The sequence below is a fragment of the Bradyrhizobium sp. URHA0013 genome, from assembly GCF_000518345.1.
Taxonomy (GTDB): domain Bacteria; phylum Pseudomonadota; class Alphaproteobacteria; order Rhizobiales; family Xanthobacteraceae; genus Bradyrhizobium.
Map to the genome: position 1 here is coordinate 1,295,070 of NZ_KI912426.1, position 16,618 is coordinate 1,311,687.

General features: G+C 55.5%; 16 protein-coding genes. 2 read left to right on the top strand and 14 right to left on the bottom strand.

What is annotated here, in order from left to right; all coding sequences use genetic code 11:
- Window positions 1–315: 315 nt before the first annotated feature.
- From N551_RS0126635 to N551_RS0126650, 6 genes are all read right to left on the bottom strand, one after another.
- Window positions 316–1,311 (bottom strand): hypothetical protein, encoded by a 996-nt coding sequence (locus tag N551_RS0126635; RefSeq protein WP_027569506.1) that lies wholly within the window; start codon window positions 1,309–1,311, stop codon window positions 316–318.
- A gap of 75 nt (window positions 1,312–1,386) precedes the next feature.
- Entirely contained in the window at window positions 1,387–1,629 is a 243-nt protein-coding gene (locus tag N551_RS0126640; protein ID WP_051462913.1) for a hypothetical protein, read from the bottom strand.
- Window positions 1,630–1,641: 12 nt separating this feature from the next.
- Window positions 1,642–2,628, bottom strand: coding sequence for a DUF4268 domain-containing protein (locus N551_RS0126645; protein WP_027569508.1), 987 nt, complete (start codon window positions 2,626–2,628; stop codon window positions 1,642–1,644).
- 146 nt (window positions 2,629–2,774) lie between these two features.
- Complete coding sequence (locus N551_RS39785; RefSeq protein WP_371180138.1) at window positions 2,775–3,062, bottom strand: thermonuclease family protein; 288 nt, start codon at window positions 3,060–3,062, stop codon at window positions 2,775–2,777.
- Window positions 3,026–3,280, bottom strand: coding sequence for a thermonuclease family protein (locus tag N551_RS39790; protein ID WP_371180105.1), 255 nt, complete (start codon window positions 3,278–3,280; stop codon window positions 3,026–3,028). Before N551_RS39790 ends, N551_RS39785 begins: the two co-directional genes overlap by 37 nt.
- 11 nt (window positions 3,281–3,291) lie before the next feature.
- The gene (locus tag N551_RS0126650) at window positions 3,292–4,035 is read right to left on the bottom strand and encodes a tetratricopeptide repeat protein (protein ID WP_027569509.1); all 744 of its coding nucleotides are present in this window, start codon (window positions 4,033–4,035) and stop codon (window positions 3,292–3,294) included.
- Between the two features lie 293 nt (window positions 4,036–4,328).
- On the opposite strand from N551_RS0126650, the gene N551_RS38400 reads away from it, so the two are divergent.
- Together N551_RS38400 and N551_RS36700 are read left to right on the top strand one after the other, a co-directional pair.
- Window positions 4,329–4,892 (top strand): hypothetical protein, encoded by a 564-nt coding sequence (locus N551_RS38400; RefSeq protein ID WP_155809945.1) that lies wholly within the window; start codon window positions 4,329–4,331, stop codon window positions 4,890–4,892.
- A 98-nt stretch (window positions 4,893–4,990) separates the two neighbouring features.
- Entirely contained in the window at window positions 4,991–6,610 is a 1,620-nt protein-coding gene (locus N551_RS36700) for a caspase family protein (protein WP_155809946.1), read from the top strand.
- A 391-nt stretch (window positions 6,611–7,001) separates the two neighbouring features.
- Here the strand turns inward: N551_RS36700 and N551_RS0126670 are convergent, their stop codons facing one another.
- The 8 genes from N551_RS0126670 to N551_RS39020 form a co-directional block, all read right to left on the bottom strand.
- Entirely contained in the window at window positions 7,002–8,441 is a 1,440-nt protein-coding gene (locus N551_RS0126670; protein ID WP_027569512.1) for a DUF1254 domain-containing protein, read from the bottom strand.
- 555 nt (window positions 8,442–8,996) lie between these two features.
- Window positions 8,997–10,265 carry a hypothetical protein gene (locus N551_RS0126675; protein ID WP_027569513.1) on the bottom strand — a complete coding sequence of 423 codons (1,269 nt, stop codon included), beginning with the start codon at window positions 10,263–10,265 and terminating at the stop codon, window positions 8,997–8,999.
- A gap of 916 nt (window positions 10,266–11,181) precedes the next feature.
- Window positions 11,182–11,562: a hypothetical protein gene (locus N551_RS0126685; protein WP_027569514.1), complete on the bottom strand. Its 381-nt coding sequence runs from the start codon at window positions 11,560–11,562 to the stop codon at window positions 11,182–11,184.
- A gap of 39 nt (window positions 11,563–11,601) precedes the next feature.
- Window positions 11,602–12,042, bottom strand: a complete 441-nt coding sequence (locus N551_RS0126690; protein WP_027569515.1) for a hypothetical protein — start codon at window positions 12,040–12,042, stop codon at window positions 11,602–11,604.
- Window positions 12,043–12,392: 350 nt separating this feature from the next.
- On the bottom strand, window positions 12,393–13,190 hold the full coding sequence (locus tag N551_RS36315) for a recombinase family protein (RefSeq protein WP_051462963.1): 798 nt from the start codon (window positions 13,188–13,190) through the stop codon (window positions 12,393–12,395).
- 323 nt (window positions 13,191–13,513) lie between these two features.
- Complete coding sequence (locus tag N551_RS0126700; protein WP_027569516.1) at window positions 13,514–14,578, bottom strand: serine/threonine-protein kinase; 1,065 nt, start codon at window positions 14,576–14,578, stop codon at window positions 13,514–13,516.
- Window positions 14,575–15,621, bottom strand: a complete 1,047-nt coding sequence (locus N551_RS0126705) for a serine/threonine-protein kinase (protein WP_197031192.1) — start codon at window positions 15,619–15,621, stop codon at window positions 14,575–14,577. Before N551_RS0126705 ends, N551_RS0126700 begins: the two co-directional genes overlap by 4 nt.
- Window positions 15,605–16,393: a PP2C family serine/threonine-protein phosphatase gene (locus tag N551_RS39020; RefSeq protein ID WP_197031193.1), complete on the bottom strand. Its 789-nt coding sequence runs from the start codon at window positions 16,391–16,393 to the stop codon at window positions 15,605–15,607. Before N551_RS39020 ends, N551_RS0126705 begins: the two co-directional genes overlap by 17 nt.
- Window positions 16,394–16,618: the final 225 nt, after the last annotated feature.

Sequence of the window (16,618 nt, forward strand, 5' to 3'; positions counted from 1 at the left end):
CCGCAAGCAGGTCGAGAGTGGCGGTGAAGCAATGCGAGCGTTAACCGGCGCATGCATCCCACCTCTCTCAATCGACAATGTTGGTGTACGGCGGATCAGTTTACGTTGTGCCGACGGTGGGGCGGCGACCATTGAGTTTCCCGAGGTCGGAGAACGACTCGCTTTAACTCTGAGCTACGTATCCGGAAACGCGACTTGCCCCTGAAATTTTCTGACCAATCGAACACCCAGCAGAGCGTTGGGCGCCCTATGACAAAAGGATCGTCCATCAAGCCGCTCGCGACCGATCGCATCAGCTCGCAACGGGTGGCACCACTAGAGGCCGAGATCACACAGTTTGAGAAACTGCGGAGAGAAGCAGACATCTACCTTTTCGCTGTCCCTCTTGAAGCTGTAGCAATGAAGCTCAACCCCGCATTCACGGACGGCTGCAACGAGCGGGATGCTAGGTGAGCCGGGAAGAAGCAGAATTCGGCGGTGCCCGGAAAGCCTCGGCAACAGCCTCGGATAGAGGGTTAGCTGACCTATGCCCTCATAAACGTCTGCCGCCGCGACACCGGTCTTAATCTCAAGCAGCAGCTTCCCAGCTTGGGCTTCGACTACACCATCAACCTCGTAGCCGTAAGCGTGCAGGGGTTTGATCAGTTCACGCCCATCCGCGTCGACGAGGCCCTTCAGCTTCTGCCAGACCTCGCCATGGATGCGCCATCGCTCCTTGCTACTAAGCGTAGGTTGCCCCGCGATCTTGCCGCCTTTCTCCGGCGGACCGAATAATTCGACGAGGCGCCTATCGTCCTGTTTCGCCGCCGCCGCCGCGTCGGGGTTTCTCGCGAGGCCGCACCGAAGTACAAAGGCCGCCGTGTTCTGACAGATTTCCGCTGCCGGGCGGTCAAGCGGCGTCACTATGAACCACGCCCGTTTTGCTGGTTTGCCTTCTATCGTTACCGCAGCGGGCCTAAGGCCAGTTCGTTCTTCGAAATCAGGGCTCTCAATGCGAGCAGATTGAGCATTCTTGTGCAGCGTGCCTTGTCTAAGTAGATAACGTTGCCCGGCTGAATCTCGCGCCACGCCAGACAAAGGATTTTCTGTTCCTTGCTCGGGCTCGTTCAGCTCGACAGTCCAATGATCACCAGTAGGATCCAAGCCCAGTTTGTTATCATTGCCATTTCTGCGGAAGTAGATCTTCCCAGTCGAAAGCCACCAAACGCTCGCAAGCCTCTCGCCGTGCTGCTCCATAGCATCTCGCCAAACCGAGAAAGCATCACGGATGTCATCCAGGTCAGTCAACAATTGAAGCGATTCTTGGACCATTCATCCTCTTGGATTCTGCTTTGGCCGCGCGTGCCGATTTCCAGGGAAGCTGCTGACGCCACCCATCCATTCACCTCACAAAATCTTCAGACCGTAAACGAGGTGCCAAGCCCAATTCGTACGGGTTTCCGCACCATCAAGGCACGCCTCACGGTCAATTCGCTGTTGAGCATCCTTGATGTTGAACTGCGAACAGGCGCCAATAAAGTTAGCGTAGGGATAGCTTTCGAGCCGGACCACGGCCGCGCCGAGCCATACTACCGAGATCACGAGTGCCGCAATCGCAAAAAACAACACAGGCTTCACTGAGTTCCCCATGTCCTCCAAATCCTAGGCGGAGGGCTGAGCCTCGGGTTGCCCGACCTCGATCTCCTGGGCCAGATTCAGATTTCTTACTCGCGGGCCGAAGGCTTTCCTAAAGTTGTCGACCTCATTGACTAGCCAGTCGATGTACTCCGGCCACTTCTCTCGTTCATAGAGGTCTGCCTCGCGAGAAAGCGAGATGATCTTGTCATCATTCTCGGGATTCGGATTCCACTGCAATTTATGGCCGATCTCAGTTTCAACGGCGGAACGATGAACAAGCAGCTGGGGCAGAGCAGTTTCAGCAACTTTCTTTCCGAGGTACACTCGCACGCCGATACGGCCGTCAGCTGTGTTCGCGATGTTCGACAGATATATATTGGCTTTGCCAAGCGGCACATTGAACCAGTACTGCGCTTGTGGCGTTTGGGTAGACGGGACCACCTTTCTTTCCAACAGCTTCTTGCTAAACTCAGTCCAAAATTCCAGTTGCAATTTCCGAGCGTCGCTTAGTGGCGCAGTGGACTTTGCGACGTTTGCCTGCCGTGCAATATTTGTTGGCTTACTGAGTACATTGAAACGCACCGCAGGTTTCGACGCATCGATTTGCCAAAGCTCAACCTCTACGGCGTAAAGATTAAGATCGACACTTGTGTGCTCGTTGAGCCACTCGATCGCCTTCCGATGCTCATCCGTAAATCGCTCTGCAATCCAAACGACCGCACTCGCCCCGAGAGTCGCCGCATATGTAAGAACTTTTCCAAGATGATCGTGATCGGTTTTGCCGAACTGGTTTTCGATGACGACATAGCCGCCTTGAAGTTCTCGGGCGAGTATGTCTGCCCAATAAGGACCTACCGGGACCTCAACTCGTTCGACTTGCAACTCCAGTCCAATCTCCTTGCCTAGCTTCGCAATGTTCTCTTCTCGCGCCAACCAGGGGGTGAAGTCGATCTCCTCATGCGCCCAAACGCTCTTGGCGACAATTTTCTTTATCTCGCCTAAATCGGTCAATTCTAACCTCCCAAGCCGCGAGCCGACTCGATGAAGAGCCTGCAATCTGAAGAGTTGTATCGCAAGTCCCACACGCCTTGCCAAGCCTACTTTAGGCTCTTGCTTGTAGGGTGTTACGGCATTGCGTTCCCTCGGGCTGCAAATGCCTATTCGACCCCCTCAGAGCAATTATCCGACTTACGACCTTCATTGATGCAAGCGCGATATCGCCAAGGCGCCACGTAGCTCCCCGCCCATACTCCCCGCCCGGCGCGTTCGGCCTCGCGCTGTGCGCCATCGTATTTGCCTTTGGAGTAACGAGGCCAATCGAACGCGAGCCCGGCCCGGACTAGCCAGTCTCCCAGGTCCAAGTCCCCAACTGAACACTTTGCGACTGTGCGACCATAGACATCATGGCTTACGGGCTCAGAGCTAACTGGCCTGCTGCTATATATTTATCCAGCTCATTCGCTGACTTCGCTCCGCATCGATATGGCAAGCTGTCCTCGCCACGGCAGAACTGCGAGCTTTCGGGAGCATCGATACCCCACAGGCGAATGTGCGTGCCGTGGATGTCGAGCGTATCTCCATCTATGATGCTTGCTTGTCCCTTGATCACTGCGCTGGCGCTCACCGAGTGACAGAATGTGGCCAGGGTGAGCAATACCGACAAGCTTACGGCTCTCAACGGACCGGCTTCCAGTCCCGGGCAAGCTTTTGCGCTTCGGCGATCTGAGTCGCTGTCATCCTAGTAGCCAGCTCATCCCGTCGTTTTATGATGTCGTTGCGCATGTCGGCATATTTTACTCTAGGAGCCGCGACATTCAGCAGCTTGTGCGCTTCGACGTAATCTTGCGCAACGCCAATTCCCTCCGCATACGCGGTAGCTAGTGTTACTAGTGAGTCGAAATCACCTTGATCCGCGCCCCTCTGGAACCAAGTAATAGCTTCAGCCAGGTTCCCGGCGATTCCTGGAGTAGGCCTTGTCGCGTCGAAGCCTGGGTCGCCAATGGGGTAGTTCATTAGTCCGAGACTGTATTGAGCAACCGCGCTTCCTCTCTTTGCCGCCTTCTCGACCTCGGCATAAATCTCTGACGGCAGGGGCTGCCCCCGATTCATAAAGCGCCAGTTGCGCCCGATATGGCTCAGCGAAGCGATCGCCTCCTGGTCTCCGGCGTCGGCGGCTCGGCTGTACCAATTCGCAGCCTCACGCCAATCGCGCTTTGCACAATATCCAATACTACTAAAGTAACCCAACCTCGAAAGCGCCTGTGCAACGCCATGCGCCGCTTGCTCCCGATAAAGTTTAACCGCGGTTTGACAATCGTCGCGGCGTTCCGCTGCGGTAGCCTCCTCGATAGGCCCGGCATCGACGGATGAAGCAAAGCCCAACTCCAATCCGACAAGGATGATTGCCCACACGCGCATTTTCCTTCTCTCCTTACCTTGACTCGCTTAGAACACAATGAGAACTTTTCAATGAATATTGCGGGAGATAGAGCAATGCCTGCCACTACCGCCCCTACACTCCAGTCAGACGCACTAGCACTAGAAGCCGCGGCCGATCAGGCCATCGCAGCCTGTGGCAGTGACGCCCGCGAAGCTGTGAAGGCGCTGTTGATAGCGAACGAGTTCTTAGAACGCGAGATAGAACAGCGGGTGTCGGGCGGATACACTCGCGGCGTGAAGCACGGCAGGTTCGGTACATATTCGGGGTAATTATGCGTTTCATTCGTGCGCTTGCGGTTCTTCTCTTTTGCGCCGGCCCTTCAGTTGCAGCAGAGAAGGCAGAATCGTTCTTCAAGAAGCAGATCGACAATACGTGGGCTGTTCACGGCACCTCTTATCCGCTCAATTCAGGAAGGCCAGCTGCTTGTTTTGCTAATACTACACTGCCTGACGGTTCCCTGGCTCAGCTCACGGTGCGTCCGTCGTCGTTCGGCGACAAACGGGAGCCTCATCCCCAAGGATCGAAGCTCGTTATCCGCAATATGCAGTGGAGCATACTTCCTAAGACAGGAAAGCGCGTTGCACATATAAACCTGTACAACGGACGAACCGGTGTTCGCGAGATCGACGCGCCGTTTGCTGCTCAGGATAAGAACACTATCGTGATAGCAGATCTGTCTCGTGATTTCTTTGCGACTGTTTCAAAGTCCGACCGGATTATTTTGACGTTGCGGGATGACGATGCATCTATCGTACTCACATTCATGCATTCGCAAGAAGTCGTTAAGGGGCTTTACGACTGCTCGTGGAAGTACGAGAGCCTATACAACGGATAGCGCTTGCGGCGGACACGGGGCGATACGATGGAGCGTTTCGAACCTCGCAATCACGCTGGATGCATTGCAGTCCTATATAGCTTGCGGAGCCAACGAAGTTGAGCCGTCTTACTTTCATACTTTCTCTTTTCATGTTGGTTTCGGCACCAGCAGCCGCCGCGGAGCGCGTAGCATTGGTCATCGGCAACAGCGCGTACTTGCGAGTACCAACGCTTCCGAATCCGACACGAGATGCGGCAGATGTTGCGCGTGCTTTGGAACGCCTAGACTTTAAGGTCACCCAGATTAGTAATGGGACCGCTGCCGATATGCGCAAGGCAATCGTCGAGTTTGGCCGGGCTGCGGAAGGCTCAACGATGGCCGTTGTTTTCTATGCGGGCCATGGAATGGAAGCCGCGGGAGAAAACTGGCTGATTCCCACGGACGCTGAGTTAAGAAGCGACACTGATGTCGAAAGCGAAGCGGTCAGTCTGAGATCGCTCAATCTTCAAGTCAGCAAGGCGCGACAGTTGGGAATGATCGTTCTGGACGCCTGCCGCAACAACCCGTTTGAATCGAAAATGAAGCGTTCCTTGGCGACCCGCGCCGTATCGCGTGGATTAGCTCCTACAGAGCCAACAGAGAACGTCCTTATTGCATACGCCGCTCGTGACGGGACCACTGCCAGCGATGGCGACGGAAGAAATAGTCCATTCACGACCGCGCTTCTTCGACACATCGAGACGCCCGGGTTGGAAGTCTCGTTTTTATTTCGTCGGGTGCGCGATGATGTAATGACCGCGACCAAGCGCGGACAGCAGCCTTTTGTGTACGGGTCGCTGTCAAAGGAGGAGATCTACCTTAAAGGACCAATTGTAAGTCCTCCGGCCGCTCCCGCTTCTAGCGTCCTCGCATCGCCCGTTGCTCCCGCGCCGATCGTGTCTGCAGTTGACACGGAGATCAGACCCCCGAAAGAAGCAGCGGCCGGGAGCACAATAACAGCTGATCGCAACGTATTTACCACTGAGGCCAGTCGGCGGGTAGCGGCGATAGGAGCCGAGCAGCAATTAAAAATACCGGACTTCACCATCTCCGCCAGTAGGTCGGGGTCATCTGGCGCAAAGGCGAAGTTTGTTGGCGTGTGGTCCAGCAAGCAAGGCTGGGAAAAAGGCAGAGGCCGCCACGCGATGCTGATTATCACTGATGTTTCAGCCGCCGGCTTGGCCAGCGGGTACTGGCTCTGGGGCCCAGCCACAAAGGCCTCATGGCAGCAAACGCCGGCCGGATATTCCCAATTTGCCGAATACATTGAAGGAGACGGCTTCTCACTAAAGTTCCGCGAGACGATTGCCGTAAAGCTGGACGGAAAGAACGTGATTAGATTGTCGAACTCTAATCCCGACCATCCGACTGAGAAGCCCATCATTGATCTGTACCCGGTGTGGCAATTGATTAAGCCAGCTCTTACGGCCGGCGACCCGTCGAGCAATTCGGAGCGTTCCCAAAAGCCAAAGGAGACAGTCAATCGAGAGAACCAAACGCGAGCGGCGAAGCAGGCACAGCCGCCTAGCGGCGATTCTCGATGCGACAGAATGCACGATCGACTAGGTTGTCTCTGCGCGGTCCAAAACGGAGGTGGATTCTCGCCCGATGGGAAAAGTTGGTGGTCGAAGCGCCGCACGGGTGACGCTCCTAATGAGGCATTCGTTCGTTGCCAAATCCGAGCCGGCAGAAAGTAGGGAGTTCCGATGGCTCTTTACTTTAAAGGTGCGAAGGTTTGATGGACCACGGGGCTCACACTCGTCGGTATTGAGGATCAGCACCTCTATTGGGACGGTATCGACTCCCAACGTTTCGATCCTCAGTGAGACATCAGATCTTTGAGAAAAAAGGAGCTTCTTAATCTCGTGGCTAGCGCACCTTTGCCGTGGTGGTGAACCGTGCTCTTGGGCGGCAATTTCGTCCGGTGTCAAGTCGATCACTTTGAGCACCGGCCGCGAGGGAGCGGGGTCCGTCACAAGTAGCCGGACGACGCATTGCCGAAAATCGCTCCCGATCCAAAGCGGACTTCGGCAGTCACTCACACGATGTCAGCATGTGACCCAAAACGGAAGTCGCGCCGTATGGCTTCTATTTCGCCGCTACGATGGCAGGCGGCTGCCAAGTCCCCCCGCCAGCTGGCAAGACCGACGGCGGTTCGGTCTTCGGCCAATAGAGCCGCAGAACAATATAAATTGGCCCATTGGGAGCAGCCAGCCAGTTGGCCTCCTTATCAGCGCCTGGTGATTTGTTCTGGATGTAGAGCGTTAAGGAGCCGTCGGGATTTTTCTTCATCGTCGGCAGCATTGGCGTGTTTATCAAATACCGGTTGATCGGGTTTTCGATCAGCAATTGCGTCTTGCCGTCATACATGGTCACCGACCAGAAGGCGTCTACTGGCGGGAGTTGTCCTGCCGGAAAGGTGATCGAGTAGTTGGACTTTGACCCGTCAAGGATCTCGCCGTTAGCAAGCGCCTTAGTCATGGGGTAGACGGCTTCTACAGCGTCATTACCATAGATACCGCCCTTGGCGGCGGCAGCCCGCTTCAGCCAGTCGCCGCTATAAAATTCCCGGTTTCCAAACCACGATCCGATTTGCCAGCCATTTACTTCTTTCTGTCCGCTCGCAAGGTACTTCTCAACCTTGGCCTCGCCGTCCTTCATGCCCAGCCCGACTTCGAGCTTGTGCTCCAGTGGTAGATCCTTGAAGTTGAAGGTCTTGCCGGAGCCGACCCCAATGCGAGCGAGCTTCTCTCGGATCTGGCTTTCTTCCGGACCCGCTGGCGCGAACTGCAACGCGAAGTCGAGGTATTCGAAGAAGTTTTTTTTGACCAACTCGCTATTGGCTTTGGGAAAATCGATTGCGGGCGCGGCTGATGGCGCTGGCTGCTTCAGGTAAGTCGACAAAGGTTGCACTCCGTAGCCCGCCTGCACCTTCTCGACATTCGGCATGTCTTCCGGATTGAAGAGTTGGGTGCGGTAGGCTGCGACGGAAAATTGCGTCGTTGACTGAAATACCTTTTTGATGCCGGGCGGTGTCGGTCCGTTCCAATTGGGGCCGACTACTAGGTAGTCACCCGGCTCGCTGCCAGTCGCACGGCTACCAATATAGCCGTAGTTGAATGTGTTGCCGTCGCACAGCATGACCGAATAATAACGGCCTTTTTCGATGGCGGGCACCGACAGCACAATTGGTTCTGCACGCAAATCGAGCCATAACATGGAATACGGGGTATCGCTGTTGGGGGTGATGACGGCCGTATCCTTGTAGGTGAATACGCGCGGTTCATTTTTGATCTGATTGAATGGCGCCTTGTACTGCCCTGAGTTCTTGTCAACTGAATACTCGTACATCACAGCGTAGTTCATCACGATGGGCAGCCCGTAAATAAATCCTTCCTCTGCGATGGCCTTGGCTTCGAACAGATTCGGCCACGAGGGGTTTGTCTGCGCCTGCGCCAAGACGGAATTGGTTGAGGCCGTGATTGACGCTAGGGCGGCGGAGCGAAGAAAATCGCGTTTTGTGAACATGAGGGCGTCCCTTCGTCGAACGATGCGCCAACCGGCATCGCCTCGGAAAATGCGACCGCAAACTAGACCTAAGTTGTATGAGTAAATACGGGCAATCTCTGGCTTTAAGCGTGGCGTTTGGCCGCCTTTGGGAAGGTGAACCAAAAGCCTCTTGCGTCGACTAAGTCATTCGAAGCGAGTGCCCAATTCTTGTCTGTACCTTGCTCGTGGTGGGGCGGATGTCGGCCCCTCGCCAAAACAGACCCCAGTAGGCTCGGTCATTCTGCGTCGCGCTATCCCTTCGGCTTCATCATCGAGGGGGCTCAATAAAGGGACTGGGGGACTGATCCGCCCGAACTAAGAGGTGGCCCTACTGGATCGACCTTCGGGGCTGCAAGCTCGGCCTTCGTGGATATTAAAGGTGGCCATGTAGGAGGGGTGTGTAACCTCCCAACTTGAAGGAAAACCCTAGAGGCCCACAGGGATAAACCCACCAAGGTTGCTCCCCCCTCTAGGTTCTCACCCCCTCTAGCTTCCTCCTCCATTAGCGGAGGCGTAAGAATCAGGGTGCTGTAGTTATTGCGGAAATTTCACTGAGACGATCGCGCAGGGAGAGCGACTCCACCGCTGAAAAACGGCCCCCATCGTTTCTTGCGCCACACCCGCGTGGGCTTCAGCGACGAGCACCGCATCGTGGAGAGGCAGGGCGGTGACCCCAGCAGCTGACAACTCAGCAAGTACCGCGATGAGCATGTCACTCTCGATGCGCATCAGTTGGAACCCGAGGCCCTTCCCAAACAGGTGCGCAATGGGCGCATGCTTCGCGGTGAGTATCTCGACTGCTGTTCGAAGATTCATGCCGCGCGGAAAATGCTGGCGCGTGTCCTCGGGCCAATTCTTCAGCGGCCCCTTTACGAATAGGAGCGCGTTCATGAGCTTTTTGCAGCCATCGCGCCCGGTGCCATCTCCGAACACATCATAGAGGTCGACTTCTGGCAGCGGCGCTCCGGCCCGGACATACGCGAGGCGTGGGAATAGCTGTCGATAATCGACCTCCGCTATGCGTTGGCCGTCGATGCGGATGCGCTGGCGTTCCGCTCGCCCCATTGAGAGCCAAAAAGCGGCGCCCGCAAGGCGACCACCGTGCTGCCAAGTGCCGTTATTAAAGACGCGCCTGAGCGACCGGAGATAGGGCGCGATCACTTGCCCACCCTTACCTAGAGAGGGCCCGGAGTCGTCCTGGCCGGCGACCTCTATGTCAGCCCTGCGCAAGAAACTTCTTATGCTCCGAACTTGGCTCGCAAACTTTCTGGATTGGGCCGTTTCGCGATAGAGGATAGCAGCGGCGTTTCCATCCTCATCCTTTCCTTCCTTCAGGACAATCAGCACAGGATCATCAATCTGGTGGATTGCGCGCCAATCCGGCGGAGACATTGGAAGATGTTCTGCAAGACGTTCCAGTGGCTCGATAAGCGACGGCATCTTCGATCTAGCGGTGATCCTGTAGCCCCGCCGCCCCTGTACGATGAGGTCTAGAACGGACATGAGTTCGATAGCGTCTAGGAAGTGTTGGCCGAAAACAGAGTTTGCATTCCTCTTCCCCTGCCAGATAATGGCGTGTGACCGAGGCACTGCGAGCTTGGAGGCGCCCCCCGTGGCCTCTAGCAGAATAAGATTGCAGGCGAGCGCCTCCACGGCGACAATGAATTTCGCCTCGTCCGTCTTCTTTCGCGCTCGCTTGCGGGACCCGCTCGCGGCCTCGTAGTCCAACAACAGGCGCGCCAGCCCTTTGATTGCGGCTTGAAGCTCCGCGCTTTTCGCTCGAAGCAGGGAATCGAACATCATGCGTTGGGATTGAGGCATTGGCTTTAGTTATGTGTTGAAAATGATCAGCTCGAACGTCGAACATTGACGCACCCGGAGCCTGGAACGTGATCTTCCACGGGCGTTGCGTGGGGGGTGAAAAAGTACAGTCGGCTAGAACAGCTGATTGGGTGTCTGTCGCGGATGGCGTCCGTAGCGCTTCTTATGGATCAATACGCCCGAGAGGTGCTTCTCGACGACCCAATCGCAGGGCTCTTCAATCATGCGGCCCATTATTCGTAACACCTTCCCAGATGACCTGGGAAAGGCGTGGAGTTCGGTTCGTCTCGTCCGGCCTTGCCAGTCTTGAACTTCCCAAACCTTATGGGTGCCGCTCGCAAGGCGGTGTAAAGCCTTGCAGATCTGGACCGTTCGAAACTCCCTTATACGATGCGACTTGGGGTCATCCTCAATCAGCGCTGAAACTGCGAGTACTGTTGCGACGATCCGCTCCGGAGCCACCTCTGCGACCCTCAATCGAGCCAGGCCAATCTTCGCCCGCTTGGCAGCTGACATGCCCCTCAGCCGCGTAGCGATTTCTACGGGCCCAGCCTCATCTAGCGCGACGCGAATGTTGGTAATGGCGGCAGCTATGAATTTGTCAGAGGTTCGTCGCAGGCGAACGTACGTCGCAGCGGCCGTGAGATAGGGCCTCAGCTCACGCGACTTGTACGTGCTTTTCCAAAAAGAGCCGTGACGGGCGCGATGTTCGCAGTGACGTCTGCAGAATAACGACGAAAGTCCGACACCAGCTGCCCGCATTGTGGGGCGACCACATGCCTTCCCGCTTTCCGGGTGGGGGATGGAGCAGCGGAGCGCAAAGGCTGAGCCATCACGCAGCCGTTGCTCCATAGCGATCTTCCCGGACTTTGCATATCGCCCGCGAGGCATCGCGACTTCACTTCTTGCCGGGGCCGGGGCCGGGGCCAGGGCCAGATCGACCGATCTGATTGCGCAGCCTCCGCACTTGTTCGCGCAGCTGCTGGAAGAGGTGACGTCTTGCCGTACGCATCCGCCTAGCCACCAGATTTTCTAGGAGCACTAGATAGCCGCCGGTTATATCCAAGGCATACTGGGGCCTTTTTGAATCTCCTCCGTTGTCGAATGGACCATAGGATTTGCCTGCCATGCCAAGGATCGTTTCGGCGGCCACGATACGGTCGGGCTCCGTTGTCTTTAATTGCACGAACGGCTTGTTATCCTTGATGCCGAAATAGCCGACGCCATCGAGCAGTCCTGCCAACCATGTGGCGTCGATCTCTCGTTGTAGAATTTCCATGGTGTTTAGTCCTTGATTGGGTATTTAGTTGAGTGTCCGTCATTCGATGCGACGGGATGAGATTTTGTTTCTCGAGTCTTTTCGTAGTTCGTCGATCAAGTGCTCATTTCCTTCTTCGTCTTTGAATTTCCAGTTCAACCACGCGTTTTCCTCGCCGTCGTGCACCGAGCGCGAGAGCTTATTCAGAGAGTGATACGACTTGCCCGAAGCAGGCACGAACAACCTATCGCGCTCCGCAATCGCCTCATATTTTCGACCTTTATAAACTCGGAAGATTCGGCGCCCTTCAGGGAAATGCGTTCCGCTTCGCTCGTCATAGAACCCCCCGATCCGGCCGGCACCCGATTCAGAAGCAACGGGCGACGGGCCCGGAGGAAGATTGAGCAACCGGCGCAAAATTGTATCTTCGGACTCATCTCCGTCTTTGTGAGCCTTCCAAATAGCTGCGAACACCGCGCTCGAAACCGTGATCGTTTTCATTTCAATTTCTCTCCAATTACTGCACTACAGTAAACTCCAGTGATTGCAGTAACGCAAGCTGTTTCTCGCGCGTCAGGCTGCGAATCGCCAGAATGCTCGTAAGTCCCTGTAATTTCGCTGGAAAAAGAATCGACCGGACTTGGCGCGTCACCGTTCTAAAATGAGCAGTGCGCTGGCTTCTCTGCGTGAAAGGCCCGAGCTACGCGGTAAGTTCATCACTGCTCTAGCGCGCCATCAAGCCGCGTGGCACTTCCCCGCGAGCAATACGCCGGTCCCAGAAAGCCGGTCGGCTCTCGGCTAAGATGACCAGTGTCCTCCGGAGCTTCGGAGAGTCGTCGCCATGAGCGCAGTTAAGCTTCGTGGGCCGGAATGGTGCTGGCGTCGGAGCTTGCTTTGCAATGCTGGCCTAAGGCGGCCAAGCGGCGTTGCAGCTTGATAACAGCCTTAGAATCCCAGCGAGCCCCGCGCGGAGTCAATACACCCCTGGCATTGAGCTCAGTGGCGATGCTACGAGCCGACGTTGCGCCCGTTTCCATGACTGCCAGTAGACTTGGCCGGAGACGCCTTGCAGTGTCGTCGGCAGTTGCCTTCAGCGCAGAGACAGCAGCCAGATTGCCGTACCGCTTCAGGTGAGCCGCACCGTTCGGGTTGCCAAGGCGACGAACTTGGGGATGCCCTCGCTGACCGGTCTCTCTGATCCGTTCCTTCGCAACGGCCAGCGCAGCTCTTGTGCGTTCTGCTATCATCTCCCGCTCATGCTCGGCAACCGCGGCAAGAATTGTGATTGTTAATCTGTTAGCGTTTGGCAGGTCACACGCGATGAACTCGATGCCGGCTCGTTCAAGACCGGTGAGAAAGTGAACATCTCGTGACAGCCGATCCAGCTTTGCGATGACAAGGGTAGCGCGCGCATTTCGGGCGTGATCGATGCTCAGCAGCAATTGTGGTCGCGCATCCCGCTTACCGCTCTCGACCTCCACGTATTCTGCGAGGAGCGCCTCTGCGGCCCCCAGCCGCGAAACATAATCCTTAACCGCTCGCCTTTGCGCTTCAATCCCTAGCCCGTGAAGGCCTTGGGATTCCTTCGATACGCGCAGATATGAAATGAAACGCAAAGCCGCTCTGTCGTTCTGTGCTCGTTTCGCCATGAAGCCCTCCCTGTGCGGCTCATAGGCTACTGAACGTTTGGCAATTGGCCATGAGTCAAAACGACTCATATCCTCCCCGAAAGGGTTGGCGACGGGTGCAACGGGAAGTTCGAGGAAACTTAGTTCCCCCAGCGAGAGACCCACTGTGGCTGCGAGCTGCCACCCCCACGGGGGAACGACGACGTTCCAGCGGTCGAGGTCACGCCTCAAATTTGTGACCCAAAATTGATTTCGTTCCGGGGACAACCCAGGCCGATGCAATTCTCTCTAGGTAGTCAGGGTGCCCCTCTGACAGGCCGGCGCATCAAGCTTTCAAGAGAGCATCACGGGCAGACCACAATCGGATGAGCACGAGGAAAGGGCGTGCCATGATGAGCGCTGAAAATTACTTTGGCACCGACCTTAGCTTGCCCCGCGCCGTACAGGCTATCCTTGTGATAGAATATCTTTTCGCCGGTTGAAGATCGTACAAAACCGGTCGTCAGCCTGACTTCGCTGATTACGCCAAATTTGCGTGGTGCGAAATAGAAGCATAACTCCTCGCAGGATTGTACTAAGTCCAGAGCGAGCGGTCGCTGTGTTTTGTCGTATACAAGACACTTCTCGACAATCGCGACGATTGAACTTGAAAGCGGAGCGAATTGAGCTTTGCGCGTCAAGAACGCAGGCCAGGTGAGAGGTTGCTTCTTCTCAACATTCACGGGCACCATCATGCCTTCGCCGAACGGATACGTCCCTGTCATTAGACGGAATATCAGAGCCCCAAGAGACCAAATGTCTGCCTCGCACCCGATGTAATCGCCGGGCTTTCGAAAGATCATTTCGGGCGCCATATAGGGAAGAGCACCCTTTACGGTTCCAGACGTTGAACGCGTTAGGTCCCCGTTCTTGGCGATCACTTCCTCGAAAAGCTCCTCTGCAAGCGTCGCAATGCCGAAGTCGGTAATTTTGACAGAAGAGAAATCTGAACCGACCAAGATGTTGCTCGGCTTCAGGTCTCGGTGTGCCACCTGAGCTTGGTGCGAAGCAGCCAGACCTTTCGAGATACGAAGCATCAAATACGCTGCTAGATGCGGATCAATTTGTGGAATGATATCGAGTGTCGCTGCCTCTAACGTCGTCCCCTCAATGAACTCTTCAATTAGGTAGCAGGCATTGCCGGCTTCGAAGTAATCGAAGGTCTTTGCAACGTTGTAATTGCTTATTCGCGCCGACAAGATTGCGCTTTGCTTAAATCGCTTGTTCGCTTGACCAGCCTGCGGGGTCTTTAGGGCGACGACTTCGCCGGTCAACTTGTCGTTGGCTTTGTAGACATCTTGCATGCCACCCGAGGCGACGTAGGAAATGATCTCATACCGCGAAGCTAGCTCGGTGCCCGGCGCGATCATGCCATCACCTCGGGATTGGAAATATCAAAAGTGACGAATGCTCGCGGAGGGGCGGACCCGATAGTTATGACGCAGGCTGACAGCATAGTCATACCAACGGCGGCCCTTGTGTTGTTTACGTAAACGTCGCCAGTTAATGCGGTGATTGTGAATTGATACCCATCGTATCGAATCGATATGCTGCCTTGATTTTTGAAAGACAGATTCACGGAGCGTTTGGCAGCGTTCAACTCATGTGCGCCCTGGCTCTCCGTACCGACGCGAGCTCGGTGTTTGTCTCGAAGTAGATCGCGACCTAAGAGAGTCATAACGTCGTGCATCGAGGGCCGGCCTGCGGGGGATAGGTCGAGGCAAGCTTCCAACGTTTTGGCTACCTCGGCGTTCAGGCTGGGCTGTGCCGCAACGATTGTCCCAGCCGGAATGGCCTTCGGCTTCTCGTTATGCGGGTGGATGCCAAGAAGAGACAACGCGGTGCGAGCAAAAGCAAAGGTATCGATGGCGCCAGTGAAGGAAATTGTATTCGTGCCAAATAGCTCGGGCGCCATGTAGCCGATCGTTCCGATGATGCTTTTGGTCTTATCATCTTTGCCAGCTTCTCTCGCGAGACCAAAGTCGAAAATCTTTATGATTCCATTTGCATCACGACGAATGTTTTGAGGCTTGATATCACGATGGATCACACCTGCCGCGTGAATTTCCGAGATTCCAGTCGCAATCTGCCACAGCGTCTTTTGGTAGTCGGTGCCAGCTGAGAATTTAAGCTGGTCCAAGTCTGTGCCGGATATGTGCTCCAGCACAAGGCATCGAACATCTTGTTGGTTCCATTTGAACGACACTACGTCCAAAAGCTGCACAACGTGTTTTGAACGCAGACGTATGAGGGCTTTTTGTTCGTCCAGTAATCGTGGCAAGTCAGCCGGCTTGATGACACGTTTGAGCATCACTTTGCGCGACAGGTTCTTGTCTTCGCACTCGTTTAGCTCACCCATTCCTCCCCAGGACGCGTTTCCGGTCGGCTCGTACCGATTAGCTATCAGCGGCATCCTCGCCCTCATCGGAGGAGATCTTGATCTCCAGTTGGTCGCCTTGCTCGGACTTTTTTGAAGTCCTGCTCTTGCGTTTATTCGCGATCTTTTGCTTGGTCGCTTGTGAGCGTACCTGCTCATCGGTCGACTGACTCGGCGGAGAATCAACCGTCGATACTTTGCTTGGCGTGCGCTGGAGGTGGAGCTGAGAATAACCGCTCCAAACCGTGGGCAGCGAGCGATTCACGCGATTGAGCTTATTTAACAGGTGCGAAACGGTGAACGCGGCGACGGATGCGTTATCGGGCCCACCAAGCCAACGAGCCAAGGCAAGCAGCCTATCGGTTGCTCGAAGAGGCTCGGTGGCGCTGAGCAGCAGTTTCTCGAATATCTTATCATCGAAGTAATGCGCGCCATCAGACGTTACGAGAAAGGAATTTAAGCCGGCAGAGACTTGTTGAACATTCGGAACTAGCGATTTTCCGATGCCGATGAATTGGACCAGCCCTCGATCTGCACCGCCGAAGGCCTCTTTCAGATTGTCGTCGACGGTCACACGACTCAACTTCGACCATTCGGCATCAAGCGCGTAGACGCGACTATCGCCGACATTGGAGACGAAAATTGACTGGCTACCCTCGATTAGAACAGCCGATAGGGTGGCGCCGCCACGCCCCTGCCAGGTTCTGTAAACCGTCTCGTTCGCGATATTGGTGGCGATATGAAGCTTTCGCTGTGGTTCTAACTCTGAGGCAGAGATCAATGCGGAGAAGAAGGCCGCAATACTCACGGTCGCGCACGCTCCACCGTCCTTCATTCCTCCCATTCCGTCGCTTAGCGCGAAGCAGATGAAAGGTCTCGGACCGTCCGACACCCGCATGGCAGCTACGCGATCTTGGTTCTCTGTTCGCAACACTCCTACATCACTCGCAATTATAGCTTGGTCATCAAATAGCAATTGGCGCGACCGTTGATGCTCGGTCTCGGCTATCCACTCTGCTAGGAGGGTAAGATG